The 18,719-nt window shown below is 37.5% G+C and carries 17 protein-coding genes and 1 other annotated feature (1 of these 18 cut by a window edge); of the genes, 3 read left to right on the forward strand and 14 right to left on the reverse strand.

From position 1 onward, the window contains the following. The first annotated feature begins 172 nt into the window (after positions 1-172). Positions 173-1,087 carry an NlpC/P60 family protein gene (locus ACQKOF_RS05245; RefSeq protein ID WP_427554356.1) on the forward strand — a complete coding sequence of 305 codons (915 nt, stop codon included), beginning with the start codon at positions 173-175 and terminating at the stop codon, positions 1,085-1,087. 88 nt (positions 1,088-1,175) lie between these two features. On the opposite strand, the gene ACQKOF_RS05250 is transcribed toward ACQKOF_RS05245, so the two are convergent. Both ACQKOF_RS05250 and ACQKOF_RS05255 read right to left on the reverse strand, forming a co-directional pair. Then, a complete protein-coding gene (locus tag ACQKOF_RS05250) occupies positions 1,176-2,165 on the reverse strand; it encodes a hypothetical protein (protein WP_427554358.1) in 990 nt (329 codons plus the stop codon). 237 nt (positions 2,166-2,402) lie between these two features. Beyond that, positions 2,403-2,819, reverse strand: a complete 417-nt coding sequence (locus ACQKOF_RS05255; protein ID WP_427554360.1) for a VOC family protein — start codon at positions 2,817-2,819, stop codon at positions 2,403-2,405. Positions 2,820-2,989: 170 nt separating this feature from the next. Between ACQKOF_RS05255 and ACQKOF_RS05260 the strand changes: the two genes are divergently transcribed. Both ACQKOF_RS05260 and ACQKOF_RS05265 read left to right on the forward strand, forming a co-directional pair. After that, entirely contained in the window at positions 2,990-3,604 is a 615-nt protein-coding gene (locus ACQKOF_RS05260) for a hypothetical protein (protein ID WP_427554362.1), read from the forward strand. A 245-nt stretch (positions 3,605-3,849) separates the two neighbouring features. Next, positions 3,850-3,966: a YjcZ family sporulation protein gene (locus ACQKOF_RS05265; protein WP_427554364.1), complete on the forward strand. Its 117-nt coding sequence runs from the start codon at positions 3,850-3,852 to the stop codon at positions 3,964-3,966. Positions 3,967-4,481: 515 nt separating this feature from the next. Here the strand turns inward: ACQKOF_RS05265 and ACQKOF_RS05270 are convergent. The 12 genes from ACQKOF_RS05270 to proS all read right to left on the reverse strand — a co-directional run bounded on the left by ACQKOF_RS05270 (position 4,482) and on the right by proS (position 18,513). Continuing rightward, on the reverse strand, positions 4,482-5,174 hold the full coding sequence (locus ACQKOF_RS05270; RefSeq protein ID WP_427554366.1) for a diphthine--ammonia ligase: 693 nt from the start codon (positions 5,172-5,174) through the stop codon (positions 4,482-4,484). A 120-nt stretch (positions 5,175-5,294) separates the two neighbouring features. Then, entirely contained in the window at positions 5,295-8,465 is a 3,171-nt protein-coding gene (locus ACQKOF_RS05275) for an ATP-binding cassette domain-containing protein (RefSeq protein ID WP_427554368.1), read from the reverse strand. Between the two features lie 208 nt (positions 8,466-8,673). Beyond that, positions 8,674-9,084 (reverse strand): SRPBCC family protein, encoded by a 411-nt coding sequence (locus tag ACQKOF_RS05280; protein ID WP_427554370.1) that lies wholly within the window; start codon positions 9,082-9,084, stop codon positions 8,674-8,676. Further along, entirely contained in the window at positions 9,081-9,407 is a 327-nt protein-coding gene (locus ACQKOF_RS05285) for an ArsR/SmtB family transcription factor (RefSeq protein WP_427554372.1), read from the reverse strand. The genes ACQKOF_RS05280 and ACQKOF_RS05285 overlap by 4 nt, the downstream gene beginning before the upstream one ends. Positions 9,408-10,200: 793 nt before the next feature. Continuing rightward, a complete protein-coding gene (locus ACQKOF_RS05290; protein ID WP_427554374.1) occupies positions 10,201-10,908 on the reverse strand; it encodes a WGR domain-containing protein in 708 nt (235 codons plus the stop codon). A gap of 154 nt (positions 10,909-11,062) precedes the next feature. Next, entirely contained in the window at positions 11,063-11,326 is a 264-nt protein-coding gene (locus ACQKOF_RS05295; RefSeq protein WP_427554376.1) for a hypothetical protein, read from the reverse strand. 8 nt (positions 11,327-11,334) lie between these two features. Continuing rightward, entirely contained in the window at positions 11,335-12,120 is a 786-nt protein-coding gene (locus tag ACQKOF_RS05300) for a hypothetical protein (RefSeq protein WP_427554377.1), read from the reverse strand. Positions 12,121-12,139: 19 nt separating this feature from the next. After that, on the reverse strand, positions 12,140-12,550 hold the full coding sequence (locus tag ACQKOF_RS05305; RefSeq protein WP_427554379.1) for a hypothetical protein: 411 nt from the start codon (positions 12,548-12,550) through the stop codon (positions 12,140-12,142). Positions 12,551-12,699: 149 nt separating this feature from the next. Beyond that, positions 12,700-14,364, reverse strand: coding sequence for an Imm51 family immunity protein (locus ACQKOF_RS05310; RefSeq protein ID WP_427554381.1), 1,665 nt, complete (start codon positions 14,362-14,364; stop codon positions 12,700-12,702). A gap of 30 nt (positions 14,365-14,394) precedes the next feature. Beyond that, a complete protein-coding gene (locus tag ACQKOF_RS05315; protein ID WP_427554383.1) occupies positions 14,395-14,604 on the reverse strand; it encodes a hypothetical protein in 210 nt (69 codons plus the stop codon). Positions 14,605-14,964: 360 nt separating this feature from the next. Then, positions 14,965-16,269, reverse strand: a complete 1,305-nt coding sequence (locus tag ACQKOF_RS05320; protein WP_427554384.1) for a PQQ-binding-like beta-propeller repeat protein — start codon at positions 16,267-16,269, stop codon at positions 14,965-14,967. Positions 16,270-17,076: 807 nt separating this feature from the next. Beyond that, positions 17,077-18,513 (reverse strand): proline--tRNA ligase, encoded by a 1,437-nt coding sequence (proS, locus tag ACQKOF_RS05325; RefSeq protein ID WP_427554386.1) that lies wholly within the window; start codon positions 18,511-18,513, stop codon positions 17,077-17,079. Positions 18,514-18,577: 64 nt separating this feature from the next. Continuing rightward, positions 18,578-18,719 (reverse strand) — a binding site (T-box leader) (it continues 78 nt past the right edge of the window).

An 18,719-nucleotide genomic window follows, 5' to 3' on the forward strand; every position in this document is an offset into this window, starting at 1 on the left:
TTTTAGTAAAATTGCCCATGATTATTGCAGAAGTTTTACACAGTTAAAATTAAGGTATCAATTTTGCTGTTTAAGGGGAATCGGTAATATTATTGAAAAATAACTCATGCCTGTTTCATGCTATTCTTACTTTAGTCAAAGTCGAAAGCTTTTTGAAAGGAGTAAGGTTTAATTGAAGAAAAAATGGTTACTACCCATTTTCGCATCGTTTATGTTCTTCACAGGCATGGGTAATCATGATGCGAAAGCAGCAACAATAGCAGATATAACAAATACAGCAAAAGCATATATAGGTGTTCCTTATCAATATGGAGGAACAGATATTAAGACAGGTGTAGATTGCTCAGCATATACACAAATCGTTTTTTCTAAGTTAGGGATTTCACTACAACGTACATCTACAGCTCAATATCAGCAAGGTACTGCTATTGCTAAAGATCAGTTGAAGACTGGGGATCTAGTATTTTTTAATACTTCGGGAAGCGGTGTTTCCCATGTTGGCATATACATAGGTGACAGCAATTTTATTTCAGCTACTACAAGTTCTGGGGTTAAAATCGATAAAATCAATGATCCCTATTACTGGGGATCTCGTTACGTAGGGGCAAAACGCATTGCAAACTTCACTGAAAATGATTTGGGAGAAGTAAAAGGCACTGAAGTTGACTTTAGCGTTTATGCATCGCGTGGTGAGGTTGCTCTTAAACTGGCTAATCAATTACATTTAGATACTAGTAACACCAATTCAAGTTTTCCTGATGTAAGTCCAACGTCTAAATATGCAGGTGCTGCGGAAGCACTAAAAAAACTCGGCGTTTTTACGGGTGATGTAAACGGAAAATTCAATGCTGGTTCTCCTATAACACGTGGTCAATTAGCGAAAGTTTTAGTGGAAGCATTCCATTTAAAACAACAAGGAACAGCATTACAATTTGTTGATGTTCCAAGTACGCATTGGGCTTACAATTATGTAGCTATTCTCTCTTCCAATAAAATTACGATTGGTAAAGGTAACAATGCTTTCGGGGTGAACGACAATGTCACACTAGTACAATTAGATACCTTCCTTCAACGATTAACTCAATAACTTCAAGAAAAGGTGTTTCATCTATGGATGAGATGCCTTTTTTCGTTCTTTTGCTTCTAGGCAATATCATGTCACACTTCCCTACCAGTCACGCTTTCTTCAAGGAAAACAGAATATAGATTGTATCAATTTCATGGGATTCTTCCAAAACCCACGAAGTTTGAGATAAAATTCGCTGCAACCCCTCCAGCCCTAGATATCGAATTTGCACGCCAATAAACTCTGTAAATCCAAGGTATCCCGGATTTACATGCGCCCGGTCGAAAATTAATGAACCCGTGACCCGAGCGTCCTTAGGTGAGTTGGCAAAGAAATGATTTAAATTTTCAATGATATCTAATTCTGAACCGTATTCAAAAAGACCGCCCTCCGATGAACAGAGCTGAATCCAATCGGATCGTTCCAAACTCATCTTTTGTAATGCCTCAGGCTGGCTCCAGTCATAACGAATTGTTTTGAGGTTAATGTCCAGACCATGAAAGCGTTCCCCCGGCCGCTTCAAAACATCGATGCACCGTTTGGCGAAATTGGGACCGTAAGTATCGATATCTAAAATGTTGATCTCAATCTTCCGTCCTTTTAGTAATTCCGGGTCCGATTCCTGCATTAGAATCAGGGTGTTGATACTGTCAGTAGCGGCCCCACCAGCGATATTGAAGAAACAAAGGTTCCGTTCAGGGAATTGCTTGAGCTGGGCTAGCAAAATTTTCGACTGGCTCCGGCAAAGATCCCTCAGCCTAATCCGAAGTCCCATGAAAGAGGTTTGCTTCACAGCCCACTTGTCTCGGAAACCTAATTTTATCCCCCTGCTTAATTCGGGGCCAAGTTTGTACAGCAAAGTACGCATGCCGCTAAGATAGGAATTGTCGACATTCGACATTTTCACAAAGATGTTCCGGATAAAGGCAGGCATCTTCTTCAATGATTCAATGCTCCGGGCTGACTTGCGACAGCTCAAATGATACGCCTGTTCATCAATACTTGCGTTGAAAAGAGGATGAGTAATATCTAGGATAGGTAATTGAATTTCATTTTCGAAAACCGCATAGAGAATTCGCTCATTTTGATTTGCATTCATGATTTCAATTCCACCTTGAACGATGATTTTTGATCTAACTAAAACCATTTTACTTAAACATCCAATAAAAAATCACCCCATACTAACGAGGTTATTTGTATAAATTATATGCGCCATTACTCAATATTAGCTTCTGTTTTGCTGAAAAGTACTCTTATAGAACAGACATCGCAATGTTAAAGTTATAAATCAATATTAATTTGAATCCTCCCTGTTGAAAATTAATGTTGATTACACCTAATCCCATACAGACCAAGCAGCCTCAATATGATTACCTGATGGGTCGGTAAAGACAAAGTATTTAGCATTTTCCCCTCGCATAACAATTTCGGTAACTTCTACACCACTATTTTTTAAAGATGAATGTGTATATTCAAGGTCTGGACAATTTAAAGTAAACGTTTGATACGTGCGACCGTCGCGTAAAAAATCTGCTGTTGTAGGATCCCTTGTTTCTACAAGGAGTAATACAACATATCCTTCTGGCGGTGTTAATACTGCTACAAAACCAATATCATCTTGAAACTTCGGTGTTTTCAGATGAAATCCAAGCTTATTTTGGTACCATTCAATTACTTCATCAATATTGTTAGCTGGTAAATAGAGATAGCCAATTTTACTGAATAACGACTTTTGTTCTTGAGTAATTTCCAATCTCATCACCCCTGATTAAAAATTTTATAGGTTGGTTAATAGTATTCTATAAAATCCAGTATATCCCTTTTTACCATTGGAATAATTGTTCGACAAGTAATAGCTTATTGATCGACGGTGAATAAATGAATAAAGTTTGTAAACAATATCCTTAAAAAGGTGGCGAGAAAATGAAAAAAATAGTGTTTGTTGTCTTACTTTTGTTAATTTCAGTTGGTGCTGTTGAGAAAGTATCTGCTCGTACACTACAATCAACTGAAGATCCATTAGAAGTCGCTGAACAGCAAGAATTATCAATAAAGCAAGCGATTGAATTAGCCAATCCGCCTGCATTGAAATGGAATAAAAATGCTCAATTAATAGATGCAATAAATATTGATTTAGATAAGCCTGGGAAGTCAATTGGAAGTAACGGCAAAAGAAAGCATTGGAATATTTTATTTGGAGTGCCAGAAACTAATAAGGCTTTTTTAGTAACCATTCATGACGGAAAAATAGATGATACAAATGATTTAACGAGCGATGGTGCTTCTCCTTACCCAAAAAAAGAGTTTATACAAATGAAAGATATTATATATGATTCACCTGAAATGCTTCAAAAGGCACTAAAAATCGGCGGTATTTATCCAGGTAAAAATTGGGCTAAAGGGTATAATTTTATGCTTAGAAAAGATATAGAGAGAAATATTAATCTTCTATTAGTGATCGGTTGGAATAGTGACCAAACAAAAATGCAAGCAGCGGGCTTTAATGCTTTAACAGGAGAATACATTAGACCTAGTTAAATATCTTTCATTATTAAGCTAAGGCGGGCTTTTGTGAAATAAGGAGGATGAAAAATAATCAATCTTTTTTATATTATTCGCTGAATTTTTATAATTAGCTTTTTATCACCATATTTCAGGGTCACTTTTACATGAGTGGTTTTTTTATAAAACTTTTTTAAAATTTTATTTTAATGAGTAGATAAATATCGCACTTCCTTTTAACAACAATTCATATTATAGATTGTAGAAAGGAGGTAATTACTATGTCTGAATACTGCGGTTCTGGCGGCGGTTATGGTACTGGTTCAGCATTTGCGCTAATCGTTGTTCTATTCATTCTATTGATCATTGTCGGCACTAGCTTCATCGGATTCTATTAATACCCAATACCGCCTCCAATGCCCATAATTAATAGGATAATATAATCTTATCCTTTCCCTTCAAATATTTACTAAGGGTCACTTTCCTCCGGTGACCCTTTTAATATTTTTCCAATCAAAGTATCCATTATTTACAGTAATATTTTTTTCATCCCAACTCTTTGAGCTAGTAAGGGAACACATGATTATACAGTCAGTTGAAGATATTACTGGTAACTAAAATGTTCGTGTTTCAGCCGATGGAGGAAGCGCATTCCAACGACTTAAACACGAATATTCTGGATGGAATATGTCAAAAAAGTTCGCAAATGATACCTAAGGATCACGAAAATCTTTTATCGATACTAAATACATATAGTCCTAAATTCAAACATTTTTTACTGCAGGCAAAAAAATAACATGAAACACGCCTCAAATAGATAGACAATGTCCCACGCTATTCTCTGTGTTTAAAGGAAAATACAGTATCATTCCGCAATTTACAATTATAATCTTCTGTGCGGCACCTATAAGATTTAGTTTTGGTCTAGCTCTAAAGGTAAAAAAGCATATTCTCCGTTTTTAATAACCTCACATTTACGAACTGGAATAGGATGTTTAAAAATGGGCCCATCTAATACTGTCGTATGGAACTCTCCACCTTCTCCGCAAGGGTCAATACCACGGGATTCAAGCTCCTTTACGTATTCATGGGTTAACGTCCGCCCTAAATCATCCTCTCGCATTCCTAATGCTAAATTAACAGTTACAATGATTGTAACAAATCCTAGGTTTATGAACTCATCGACGGCTTCACGATGATTCATTTCCCATAAAGGCATGCCTAGCTTTAACCCAGCATTCTGCGTAACCTTGTCATGCCAGCAGCCATGTTCCGGCATATCTAAGTCTCCCGTTACTAACACTTCGGCACCTTGATTTTTAGCTTTTTCTAAAAGGTGCATAAATACATTTTCGTATTCTGTCCAGCTTGCTGCTGCAGTATAAACAGATAAACCTATAGATTGAGCTTGAGCACGAATGAGTTCAGGAGGCATTCCATGAGATCTGGAACTTTTACCTTCTTCCTCCAGCATGACGATCAGTCCAATCGCCTCTCCAACCTTCATCGATTTATATAGAGCTAAGACACTATCTTTTCCTCCGCTAAATGAAGCTATAAATTTATGGCCGTGAGCATTATTTTTCCAATCCACTAATTCTGCCATTCATATCTTTCCCCTTTTATTCTAATAACTTTTTTACAAGCTCTTTCTCAGAATAACATAAAAACTCATTTGCATTTATTTTTGCAAATGAGTTTATGAGGTAGCTTACTTTTAAAATAATTAATTATTTTGCTCAAGGTATTGGTAAATCGCCATCATATCTCGTTTATTTAACTCACGAATACGATTGAAAATAGGTATATCTGAAACAGCCTCCGTTCGTAAACTTTCAACCACAACATCATTTACTTTGCCTGTAAGCCATGTTTGAACGTCTACACCTTCGACGATCTCCTTACGCCCTTCATCATTGATGCCACTTGCATAGCAACTAACACATGGTACTGATAATTTATAGACGCCATCATGGAGATTATCTTCTGAAATGACTTTCTTCCCATTACAGAATGGACATTTATGACTTGCTTTAATTTTATTAATTTGTGTCACAATTTTTTTATAGCCAAATGCTTCATAGACGTATGTTAGTTTTTTGTATTTGCCATTAGTGAAATACTTATCAATGATGGTTTCTCTCGTTTCGTCAATGTTGGCAAAATCACAGATTGTAATTAGATTATTGCGGCTTATTGCTTCGATATTATCTTTAATTTTGTCCCAGAATGGTAAAACATTATTTAGTACTATTTCATAACCGGCAAAGCTTGCTAGATCTAATTCAAGCATTTTTAACGATACTTGTGTTTCTCTAGGAAGTAAGGAGACATCTTCCGTAAGTGTCATATCGCCACCTACAATTGCTTTTAGTTTTTCAAGCTCTGGTAAGTTCCCTACAGTTTTTATGACCTGATCGATCGGTTGATGAATTATTTCCCGAATATCAGTGTCTCCAAACGTTAGTTTTTTCTTATGGTTTAGCACCGCTCCATGACATATTGGACAGGCAATCATTTCTTTTGATTCTTTCATTTGCTCTTTAATAATTGATTTCGAAATAACGATATAACGTCCAAGGATAAAATTAAAACCTTCCCATTTTTTGGAGGACTTACTTGCTTTATCATAAAATGATTTTTCCCAATAACCATATAGGAATGTATGTCTTTCTTCTTCTGTCATCTCATTGTAGCTTTTACTAATATCTTGACCCAGTTCCTTTTTGATCTCATCAAAAAGGAATTGCAATTTCGGATATTGATAATATTTTAATACTTCCATCACGTCTAGATGTAATAAGCCATCCCAAAATGGCACTGTTTTGTCTTGTATGACTATATCGAAATCAAATTTTTCAATTTCCAGGCGGCCAGAACAGCTAGGGCAATGATTTTCTTGACTAAAGAAATCAAAGCTTCTTGTATTTTTATTGGTCGGATGGGCAGCCACGATATGGTTGATTAAGCCACCAATTTCATATAAAAAACTATACTGACTATATAAGTGTCTTTCCAGGTCAATGGCAACGACTGGTGCAATCGTTGCAGATTCGTACTCCCCATAAATTAAACGGGCCATGGATGATAAGCTTTTTAAAATACCGCCTTTATAAATGTTTTCAGCATTTTTAAAATAGGTAATATGATTTTCTTCTAAGTAATGAATGTCATTTTTAAAATCTAGTGTAGAAGTTATATGCAATGAAGCATCACTACTTGTACTGTTAAGTTGACTAAAATAATCATCATGACTAACAACATCAAGATGTCGAACAGGTTCCTGCTGTCTTTTCCCAAAATCTACGATAAAATCAGAGCTATCTATCATATAGGCATTATGTTCAATCATCATAATAGAGACGGATTCATCTTGCAGAATGTCCCTAACACTATCAATGAATTGGTTTAAAATATTTTGTGATAAACCTTTTGAAGGTTCGTCGAAAATAAACAGCGTATGCGGGTTTCTTGCGTTCGAAAACAGCTCAGAAACTAAATGAACACATTGAAACTCACCTGTCGATAAAGATTGTGTTTTTCGTTCCAACGTCAAATAACCGAGCCCCAGCTTGATCAGTAAACTTAAGCGTTTATGAACGATGTCTTCATTTGGAAGCTCCTCAATAATGTCTTCAATGGAGCGTTGAAAAATATCGTCAATTTCGTCACTGTATTTCGTCATTTTCCTTTTGATATCAAGAAACGTTGCAACAGTTGATCGGCTAGTTATCGATTGGTTTCGGTCTTGTCCTACCATGACCAGTTTATCTTTTGGATATCGTTTTAGAAAATCCTTGGAGATGCACTCATTGACAAGGGTTGATTTCCCACAGCCAGACTCACCTGTAACAGTTACAAGTCTATTTTTTGGAATCTGAATGTCAGCCATTTCAATATTACGACAGTAAAGATCATGAAATTGATAATAGTCTGTAGGCATTACCTGATTTCGTTCCCAATGGATTGGCTCTGGACGTGGTGATTCTTCGACGATTCTTCCGCCGTATTTCCCACTGCCCGGCCCAAAGAACAGTTGCTCATCCGCTGTATCGAGCACCGTATCAGAATGATCAATAAGCCAAATTTGATTTTTATAGCCCAATTGTTTAATCTGTTCTAAAATTTTCAACAAAGTTTGGTGATCAAGACCAACAGAAATTTCATCAATAATAATCACGGTATTTTCACTAGCTGCCATAAATTCTGCTAAGTAAAGTCGTGTTAATTCCCCGCCAGATAAAGTACCCATGATTCGATTTATTGTTAAGTAACCAATATTCATATTGATAATATTTTCAAGAATGTGTTGTCTCTCTTCGCTAATATTTAATTCCTCTGAAAGGGAATAAATCGCTTCAATACTTAAATTGTTAATATCGGAAATACTATGCGGCTGATTCCATAATTCTAGCTTATATTGCTCAACTTCTGGACTGTAACGCTTACCCTCACACTTTTTACATTCGACATTTTTAGTTGTTCCTCGTCCTTTACATGCAGGACACCAGCCTAATGCATTATTAAAGGAAAAAACCTCTGGCGAAAGATCAAACTTTTCTGCAAGCCTTTCACGAATCTCTTTAAAAATGCCTGTATGGGTACCAACCGTTGAACGTGGATTGGTAGAAATTGATGATTTCCCGAGAAAAAGGACTAAAGGCATTTCTTCCATCTTGATGGCACTGAAATTTGTTTCCATTATATTAGGGAATAAATACTGATATTCAGCCTTTGGCAATAAAGAAACGAGACGCTTCTTAGATTCTTCACCAATAGTTTGACAAAATGTAGTTTTACCAGATCCGGACAAACCAGCAATTCCTAAAGATTGATCTTCCGGCAAGTCGACATCTAAGCGATTTATATTGTTAGCAATTAATTGATTTATTTTCATCGGCTATTCTCTCCATTCCATCTAGTACAGTCATGTTAGCACAACTTCAACTGTATTTGTTGTGTTTATGAATCGACAAAAAAATGACGCTTTTCGTGTCCTGAAAAGCGCCAAACGATTAATATTGATTATTCTCCTTAACTTTTTGATACTTGCTTAAAAGGTTGATCTTGAAAAGCAGGTATCATGGGAGAAGAAGAAATCATTTTTATGCTAACACTTTTTCGAGCTGATTACCCATGTTAACCCAAGCGTATTTAGCTCCTTCGATTGCTCCTTGGCGAGCTTTCGTTGCTTCACTGAATCCGCTTTGATCAAGATGTAAATGTGTAGTTCCATCTGAACCTTCTGTCAACGTCCATGTAACAGTAGTAGTTTCTCCGGCACTTGCCCAAGTGTAAGATAATGTATGAGGCTCGTCCACTTTAAGTACCTCGCAATTGACAATTCCATCCCACCATTCATTTGGCTCAGCTCGGAATTGAAATTTATGTCCTACGATTGGTTTAAAGTCATTTTTCCATATCCATTTTTCAAGAGTGTCTGAATCCGTTAATGCGTTCCAAACTTTCTCGATTGAACTTGTAAATTGATAATCTAAAGATACATCTGCTTTCATTTTTTTTCCTCCAATAAAAGATTTAATTTAACCATTCTTTCTTTCCAGAAATCTTCGTAATACGATACCCAATCTTGAATTTCTTGCAACGGTTTGGCATTCAATCGATACCTCGTTTCTCTACCAACCCTTCGAGCAATTACGAGATCAGCATCTTTAAGGATAGCCAAATGCTTAGAAACGGCTGTACGACCCATTTGAAATTGAGCCGTTAATTCGTGAAGAGGTAATTCTTCTACATCTGCCAGCAAACGTATTAATTGACGTCTTGTTGGATCAGCAATAGCAGCATAAACATCACGCTCTTGAGTCTTGTCGCTCAAAATCGCCCTCCCCCTTATGAATTGGACACTGATTGGTGTCTTAATTATATGACACCAATTAGTGTCCAGTCAATTTTTATTTTGAGATATTTACATTCGTTTTATTCACCTTACATTAATACGAATAGAATTTCCTTAACTTGGATTCCACCGCGTACTTGTATTCAGGATCCATGATTTTTTAAAAATTCTAATGTATTAAATCAAAATCTTAAAAATAAGCTTGGACATATCAGTACTTCTTTGGATTGCCTGCTTTTGTTTTATTATCCTGTCCAAACTACCTCTACTTGAAAAAGAAGTATCCACTTTAACGTCCACGTTTATGGACATGAAAGTAGATACTTCTTTTCCTTTTTTATAGCCTTTATTTCATTTGGGCTTATTTCCCTTTTACTTCTAGTATGCCTGCTGCATTTCCACAAGAATGCTACAAGAAGTATATTTTGTCTCTTGATGGTACAACTTTATTTCAAATCTACATCATTTCTTTTTTTAATATTCTCTGTTTTTGATTTCTTCTTTTCAAATTAAGATCTAGCTTCCATGAGAAATATTATATACCTCAAAATTCTCGTCAAAGTATACAACCCAAAAACTGGTCGCTATAATTTTCATCCAGAGAAAAATCAAAAACACAGTCGAGCTGATGCTGTTGATTCGCACTAATCCGAATACATCTAGGTTGCAACACATCAATCAATGCTTCGTGCGAATCGAACGGCTCGGCATCTCGTTACTCCAAATACTGGGCAATCTTGCTATAATCCGTCTATTTCTTGTTGACTTCAATTTAAAACGCAAGTAAATCATTATACATTGTCTGCTGTGTTGCCGTTAATTGTCCATCAGAATACATGATAGCAAAACGCTTCAATGCTAAAAGTGCATTCTTCTTCAAAGCTGAATCTAGTTTCCCAGTAATTTTAATTTGACCAAAGGCTGTTGCATAGGTAATTATGTCACTTTGCATCACATCCATTTCATGCTCTTTTGCCATATCACGCACAGCTTTTTCATCCAATGTGTCAACTGATATATAATCCATTCCCCATATATTCTCTATTAAATGCTTCGGGAAAGTAGCAAAGTCAATGATGCGCTTCTTTCTTATGACTTCTTCCATTTCATAAAGTGTATCAGACCCTTCATCACTACCAAAAGGTGCTTCTTCATCACCACAATCATAATAAAATTCTTCTGTGAAATGGGCGACAAAACGTGGGTGTGACGTTTTTGGATGTGGACCATATTCCCCTACATCAAAGTAAAGACAATTATCAAAATCAAATGTAGGATTTTCTTGATACCCTTTCTTTATTTTACTGACAATTAACTTTTGGGCTTCTTTTTCACATATTTCTTGTGACTCAAATTCTTTCATTCCATACTTCCCGATTGTTCCATTTTTTCCGTAATGCACATATATTGTCATCCTAAAATAATCAATTGTCCAAAATTTATTTGATTTTTCGTCTTGATATGTAAAAGTTTTTTTCATCTAACTGTACATCCATTCCTGTGTTGTCTTTATTTCAAACTTTCGTAATACTGTTACACACTCTTTTGTGGTAGAAAGGTTGTTTATAATCCATTCCCCAAAATGCTTCTTACTATCGCATAATCATTAAAATCACACTATATCAATTGATACTTTAAGAAATATTCCCCGTATTGATGAATTCACGCAATTTGTAGATGCCATAGTCAAAGGCATTAAGTGATAAAGAAAGAGTCATCTCGTATTTCTGGTTGTCAATTAACTCATCATTCCCAAGTATAAATGTTATTTTATGAACAGAAGAAGCATCGACCAAAATCACACCCTCTCTTTGTTGAAAAATATGGAGCAACGCCACTGTTGAGACTGTATTGAGACAAAAATAAAGTTCATTTCTTCTTGACATTTCAATTTTCAATATATCCATTACTGCTCAAGTAGCGCCGACCAAATTTGTATATTTACACTACACGAAGGACAGTTTACCTCACCAGCTAAATACGGCAAATCATGTACAAGTTCTTGTTCACCAATCAATGCCGCTTGTTCTGCTAACAATATTTGCTCCATATCTGAAAATTTCGAGGCAGGTACAACTTTGTGAGCCTCTTGTTCCTTGTCGAAAACAGGGTCTTGTACAAATGCCTGTGTAGCTCCCTCCCACAAATATACATCTTCCTTGCAATGTGGACATATAGCAATATACTCATCCCCTGTCACAAACGTCAATAGCATATCCGCCAGTCTGTACGCTCCTCGATAAGTTGCATCTGCGGCGAGAACATAACGCTTTTCCACATTATCATCCAAAGTAGTTGCGTAGGTACGCACATCTTTTCCTAATAACGCCATCTCACGTATTGCCTCAATATAGCTATTGTAAATATCTGCTCCGATATGTTCATCAAGTATCTTTAAAGCTGTCGGAAAGCCACTATCACCGCGACTCGCCTCAATAATACCGCAGATAATAAACAAATGATGTTGCACTTCGAGATAGTTCGTTGAACAAGCTATCTGCATCAAATAAGGAACAGCCGCATAGGTAACTGTATAAATGGTATTTTGATGAAACAAATAGTCTTCAAAAAGCGCATCAACTGTTTCTTGGTCGTATGCTTGCTTCAATCGCTGTAATAACGCTGGCACATTCTCTCCAGAGCCCTTTGGTCCTGTCAGATTTCCCCATACTGCACTCGTCAATTCAAGCAAAACGAACACCCCCCTCTAATTACCACTCACGCCAATCATCTGTTAACTCATAACGTCCAAGATTCTGACTTTTAGTAAGGTCATCAATATCAAGTCCACAATGAATCAGCACTTGGTCAAAATAGTCGCAAAGCTCCTCTCGTTCTCCAGTTTCAATTAATCCGCCTCCACCTATCTCATTAATCTCATTTAGGGCAAGTACCGCCGTTTCAATAGATTTCATAATTGCAGGATAGCTATCTGGGTGATTTGGCAGTTTCGCAATGGATGCTGCATACTGCTCTAGCACCATTTCTGTCTGATGAATAAAACTATCTGGAAACAATTCCGCGTAAATACAGTCATCTTTCTCAATCAATCCAGCAGTAAATTCTTCCTCTTCTTTTCTTTTAGCATTGCGCCAGCGTGACGTTGGTCGAATATCTTGCATAGGCCATTCCCCTTTATCTTGAGTTTCTAATTAGTAAAAATTCCCTCTTTAAAAGCCTTTATAATATAGAGTATTGGGTAGCATCGTAACAGTTATTTTAAACATAACTCACTACCATTCACGTTCTCTTAATGCGTCTTCAATATCCATTAATCCAATATCGCCCTAGAAAATAAATCATGTATTTTTTCATCATTTTCACACGCTTGTTTAAATCCGACAGCGAATCGCAACAATGCGTCCTTTTCGCTGGCATACGCACAGAACATATCTGTTTCTGGGTCGAAACGCACAATGCCTTCTAGCTCTGGCAACTTTTCTTGCAAATACACATCAGCAAGCGAGCACCAATCGTAGCCGTTACCTTGGAATCCTTCGTCTGCTCGTGTTTCAAACAACTCCTGTTTATAAATGCCTACTTCTAACAGGAACGAAATATTTCCACTATCATGTTCTAGCCAACTAAACGGTTTTAGTTCTTCATTCACCATTTGAGCATGTAGACTAGCTAGCTTATCCGCTGTAAAACTTAATATCCCTTCTTGACTTACAATTTCCCCCTGCTCTATGCGTTCATTTAACCAACTTGAAACAAAATCTGGGGCATATCCTCCTGTACTGAAACCTTGTGCAAGTGCAATGATATTCTTGTAATCCGCTAAATATTGAGCTTGCGTCACCTTCGAATTAGCACCAGTGTACAACCAAAACTGAATATCATACATCAGCATGGATATCTCGTCTGCATGTAAAGCAAAATAGCCTTTGTCCTCTACAATTTGCGTACAAATACCTCGAATAACTGCTTCTATCCGATTTCCCTCTCCAGCTTTCTCACATAACGACTGTAACAAAGGAGAGAATGGTACATGTTTCACCATATCCAAATCGTCAATTTTATCTTGTTCAGATGTATCGAATACTTCCTCATTCACCAATCCGACAATAAAAGTCGCAAAGTTCGGCGCAAGGAAAGTAATATAGTAATCTGCCTCTTGATCTACATGTACAACAGCAGGTTCACCATCTGCTCCACATGCACGATAATCAAGCATAATGACATCATGACCTGCTGACGGGCAATCGGCTATGACAACGCCAATATTTGGGTAGCCCCATTCTTCCAACATAAAACTGCTTCCCAAACTGCCACACAAGCTGTTAGCCTTTTCGCGACCAATGCCCATAATCCCTGTAATCGCCACATGATCTTCTGCCCAAGAAGTCGGCATAGCCGTTGGAAAACAAGTGTTTACTGGTATACCGCCGTTCTGTTGTTGCATAAACCAAATATAATCTGCTGGCAATTTATAGCCAAGTTCCTCTTCTATAGAAGCAATCATTTCAGTAGTGGGGGATACTTCTACATAATTTTTATCCGCATAATCGCTTTTTTCCCAAAATTGACTGAAATTACGCTCATGAAAAGGTACAAGCTTGATATCATCTAGCGCTTCCGCTGACTTTTTCATAATATTCCGACAGGCTACTATATACTCTTCAGTTCTAGTATCAAACTGTAATTCCTTCGCTTTTTCAAATGCAGCCAGTGCTTCTTGCCATTCCTGGATATAGAAATAAGCATAGCCAACACGCCAATGCCAATCCGCATCTAGTTGGCCCTGTTTTTTTACTGTGCATAACTGGGACAACGCTTCATGATAACGCCCTAAATTATTAAGCGCACGACCATAATGACCTACTATTTCGTAATCTCGCTCTGGTTTAGACAATTGTTCAATCGCTTCTACAATTTTTTCATGTTGATTTTTCTCATACCATTTTTCTAACATATTCAATAATTTTTTTGGCATAATCCAACTCCCTCTCAATCATCTTGTAATTCAGCTAAACAAGTATCTTGTACCTCTTCTGACTACTCCTACTGCTTTAGCTGTGGGAGTAGTCAGTAAATCAATCAACTCTTTTGCTTCCTTTAAAGAACATCCTGATAAGTCTATCAATTCTTTCATAAAAGGCAGATAATAACGTTTTGCAAATTTTTCTCTATATTTATCAGAATCTATTGTTGTGTTGCCAATCGGATAAAACATACTTTCACTTCCTTTGATATTAGCTCTAAAGTGAACCGTTAGCTGTAAGTGCGTTTCATTGTCATAATATAGATGTTATTAAGTATTCGTAGTAATCATCTTTGTTATCTTCAACAAGAGTTAGATCTACATTGTACAACCTAACTCTTGTTCCTACACAAATCTTTTCTTCATCTCAGATGTTAATTAAAGGAATCCATTTAGATGTTTCCATCGTGACACCTTTAGCCATTAATAAATTACTTTTACTAACACTTGAAATTTAGACCAAACGCAAACTATTAAAAGTATCTGTCATTTCAAATACATATGATGTTGATAAAAAGAACCTTATAGTTTCGTCGATTTTGCCTATAAAAACTACCAGTACAGTGGTTGTTGAGTATCCCAGAAGATCCAGCGGTACGATTCACGTATTGAACTTGTGCTAATCTCATACGGACTTGGCTCTGTACTAGTCAAATCAAGTACATGTAGCGTTCCATTGTATGTACCGACAAGCAATATTGTCTCGTCAGAGTTTAATGCCATGCCACTGATTGTCCCAGATACGAAGTAACGCCAAAGTTCATTCCCCTCCAAATCAATCATTCGTAAATAACCATATGCGTCACCCATGATGTTGCCCCCTTGCACTGCAACACCGGCATATACACGCATACTATCATCTATTGAAAGGGGTTCTTCATTATTGTCCTGTTCAAGATCATGGAGTGAAATACCTAGCGTACATCCATTGTAAAAATGACATGCATTGAACCAAACATGCTCATCATTGGCACTGAACAAGCTGTAATGGGGATAACTCGACATCGGTTCAAACGAGTACGTAGCATACTTTTCCATATCCAGCAACAAATGCTCGCTGCCTTGACTTCCATAAGCCAGCCATCTGCCGCTTCGCGAAACAACTCCATGTGGCATCGCTAAACTTGCTGTCAAGTCATCATCTTCCCTTGACCACTCCCGTATATTTTCCACTGTCGGGTCCAACAAGAGGGCACCTGTTTTCTCAATTAAATAGATGCCGTCATGCGACACCACCAATAACTTCGTGCCATCAGCGAATAGAATGACATCTGCGTTTCGATAGCTTTCTGGCTGTAAGGTCTCAATGTCGGGATATTTTTCGCGCAATTGGTCGATGATTGTCGCCCATGTGTATGTAGCCAGCAGAGAGCCGTTCAACTCTCGATCAAGCTCACGTACGATACGAACTCCTTGCTCATCCATTAAAGCAATGTCGCGCCCATCCGCAGAACAACTTGCCGCTTGTACATGCTCGATACGGTTTGCTTCCTGTTTATCCATCACATAGACAGTGCGTGATAAATCTTCATTTTGCGCTACAACAAGTAATGCACCATCACGTAGAAGTGCAATTGGATAAACAGCTCGCATTAGTTGGCTGTGCGTTTCTTGAAATGGCCAAGAAGCAGCTGGAAACTGTTCACGGAGCGTTTCCAGTTCCTTTGTTCTATTCGCCTGTTTAATAAACTTGTACACTTGCGAAGCTAATTGTCCACGTGAATCTTCAGACGGCTCCTCTCCTGGTGCCTCCCAGTTGCTTTCTAATCCTCTGCGCACGTAGGCATTAATCTCACTTGCATAACGTAACCCCTCTTCTCGCCATTTCTGGGATAATTGTAAAGTATCATTTGTCATTGTAGTAGTCTCCTTGTTAATTAACTGACCTTATCATGTTTTACGGTTTCCTCATTATTCTGAAAGCATCCTAACCGAAGCCAACTATCCGGCTAATGACCAGCACATTATAGCCGGAGTTAGATGACCAGCACTAAGGAACATAAGCTTTGATCTTCTGAAATATTTTCATATAGAAGATGCCCCTTGCTTGTCCGTTCCAGTTATTCATTCACCGCTACGTTACTTCCTGTGTTGAAAACAAATAAACGAATATCGACCTGTCGCATGTTCTCCATGTTCCCATGTGAAATTAATTTGTGCTAAAAGCTTAAATGGCTGCTCTTTTCATTTTTAGGATATTCCATTGTTAATGGTAAATGGCGATTGCCTTCGAACTTGCTTTTAAAGTTCAATCGTGTCAATTTGTATAACAGGTTGTAAAGTAACGGTATTTCTCGAATTCTTGTGGGAACTGTAATGTCATAAAACGAGCTCCTCGATTCAAGTTAAGTCTATTGTAGAACGAACGTTCCTGTTCAAGCTAGTCTAAAATACAAAAGGAGATGTCTGAAAAGCTCTTTTGAGACATCTCCTTTGCGACGAGGATAGTGACAATTTGCTGCTGACGCTTAGCTTTCGCGCAAAAAGCATCTCCTCCTGCGATTATCCATCGCAGAAAACATCTATTGTAACTACCGCAGTAGCAGTGTTTTCCTGTATCGAAAGGACAGTGAAAGGTACAATGGTTCTTGCGAATATCAAGATTACAAAAGCTAAATACTTTTGTATGAAAGCAAAATTTGACAACTTAATACACTACTCTTTTTAGTAAGCCTGAGCAAACCAAACTGTATGTTTCGCTTCATTTCCACAGCAAATACATGTAGTTTTCGTAGTTGGTGGGTTAAATGGAATGTTACGAGAAGTATATTTTGTCTCTTCTTTCACTTTTTCCTCGCATGCATCGGCTCCACACCATCCAGCAAGAATCCAGCCAGGAATAGATCCGTTTTCCTTGGAAATGTTAATATGCTGCTGTAAATCCTTCAGTGTATCGATATTTGTATGAGCGTTTTCATCACGGAATTTACGTGCTTTATCGAATAATCGACTTTGCATTGTTGTTAGTTCCACTTCAATTGCTGCAACAATGTCGTTCAGGTCAATGGATTGCTTGTCCTCTTCATCTCGTGCTTTTAACAATGCCTGGTTTTTCTCTAAGTCACGTGGTCCTAGTTCAACTCGAACTGGTACACCTTTCAATTCCCATTCATTAAATTTGTAGCCTGGTGATTGGTCCGAATCATCTAGACGTACTCGAATTCCCTTGTTCTTAAGGATTGCAAAGATGTCATCTAGTTTCCCCATAATTTCAGGGTTCTTTTTCCATGGACCTACAGGTATTAAGACAACTTGGGTCGGTGCAATTCGTGGCGGCAAAATTAGACCCTGCTCATCACCATGAACCATAATTACTGAACCTATTAAACGTGTGGAAGTCCCCCAGGATGTTGTGTGTACATATTCATGCTGATTGGCTTTATTTAAATATTTAATATCAAAGGCTTCAGCGAACTTTGTCCCTAAATAGTGAGAGGTACCAGCTTGTACGGCCTTGCCATTTTTCATCATTGCTTCGATAGAAAATGTATCTACTGCGCCTGCAAAACGTTCAGAAGGTGTTTTTTGTCCATCGTAGACAGGAATGGCAAGTAAACCCTCTACTACCTCCTTATAGATAGCTAACATTTGCATTGTTTCTTTTCGTGCATCCTCTTCATCAATATGTGCTGTATGACCCTCCTGCCACAAAAATTCAGATGTTCGAATGAACGGAAGTGTTTTTTTCTCCCAACGAAAAACATTTGCCCATTGATTAATTAAGACCGGCAAATCACGGTAACTTTTAATCCAATTCGAATAGAGATGGCCAACCATCGTTTCAGAAGTTGGACGAAGTGCTAAACGTTCTTCTAATTTTTCGCCGGCTGCCTCCGTTACCCAAGGAAGCTCAGGTGAGAAACCTTCGATATGATCTTTTTCTTTTTGGAAGAAGGATTCAGGGATTAGCATAGGGAAATAAGCGTTGCGATGACCTGTTTCTTTAAAACGACGGTCCATCTCTTCTTGAATATGTTCCCAAATTTCATAGCCATCTGGTTTAAATGCGATACAGCCGCGAACTGGTGTATAATCCATTAAGTCTGCCTTTTGGATTGTCTCGATGTACCATTTTGAAAAATCATTTTGTTGTGTTGTCATATTTTCTCCTCCATTTTTGTAACTTTACCTACTGAAAAAATAAAAAGCACAAAGCTGTCCTCCAAATAAGGACGTCTTTGTGCCGACTAAACGTGGTACCACCTTGAATTTAGTTTTAAGAAAACCTTAAAACCCTCTAACGTTTTGTAACGAAAACGACTCGGTTATGTTTGCATAACATCTCCGTGGTAGGTTTCAGATAAGAA

This window comes from Lysinibacillus sp. NPDC093190, assembly GCF_050280425.1.
GTDB lineage: Bacteria > Bacillota > Bacilli > Bacillales_A > Planococcaceae > Lysinibacillus.

What these genes read in the sequence shown, in the direction of transcription:
- proS (WP_427554386.1), bottom strand. Translation starts at nt 18,513, where the DNA reads ATGACAACACAACAAAATGATTTTTCAAAATGGTACATCGAGACAATC.
- ACQKOF_RS05310 (WP_427554381.1), bottom strand. Translation starts at nt 14,364, where the DNA reads ATGCCAAAAAAATTATTGAATATGTTAGAAAAATGGTATGAGAAAAAT.
- ACQKOF_RS05290 (WP_427554374.1), bottom strand. Translation starts at nt 10,908, where the DNA reads ATGAAAAAAACTTTTACATATCAAGACGAAAAATCAAATAAATTTTGG.
- ACQKOF_RS05250 (WP_427554358.1), bottom strand. Translation starts at nt 2,165, where the DNA reads ATGAATGCAAATCAAAATGAGCGAATTCTCTATGCGGTTTTCGAAAAT.
- ACQKOF_RS05320 (WP_427554384.1), bottom strand. Translation starts at nt 16,269, where the DNA reads ATGACAAATGATACTTTACAATTATCCCAGAAATGGCGAGAAGAGGGG.
- ACQKOF_RS05270 (WP_427554366.1), bottom strand. Translation starts at nt 5,174, where the DNA reads ATGGCAGAATTAGTGGATTGGAAAAATAATGCTCACGGCCATAAATTT.
- ACQKOF_RS05260 (WP_427554362.1), top strand. Translation starts at nt 2,990, where the DNA reads ATGAAAAAAATAGTGTTTGTTGTCTTACTTTTGTTAATTTCAGTTGGT.
- ACQKOF_RS05280 (WP_427554370.1), bottom strand. Translation starts at nt 9,084, where the DNA reads ATGAAAGCAGATGTATCTTTAGATTATCAATTTACAAGTTCAATCGAG.
- ACQKOF_RS05265 (WP_427554364.1), top strand. Translation starts at nt 3,850, where the DNA reads ATGTCTGAATACTGCGGTTCTGGCGGCGGTTATGGTACTGGTTCAGCA.
- ACQKOF_RS05305 (WP_427554379.1), bottom strand. Translation starts at nt 12,550, where the DNA reads ATGCAAGATATTCGACCAACGTCACGCTGGCGCAATGCTAAAAGAAAA.
- ACQKOF_RS05275 (WP_427554368.1), bottom strand. Translation starts at nt 8,465, where the DNA reads ATGAAAATAAATCAATTAATTGCTAACAATATAAATCGCTTAGATGTC.
- ACQKOF_RS05315 (WP_427554383.1), bottom strand. Translation starts at nt 14,604, where the DNA reads ATGTTTTATCCGATTGGCAACACAACAATAGATTCTGATAAATATAGA.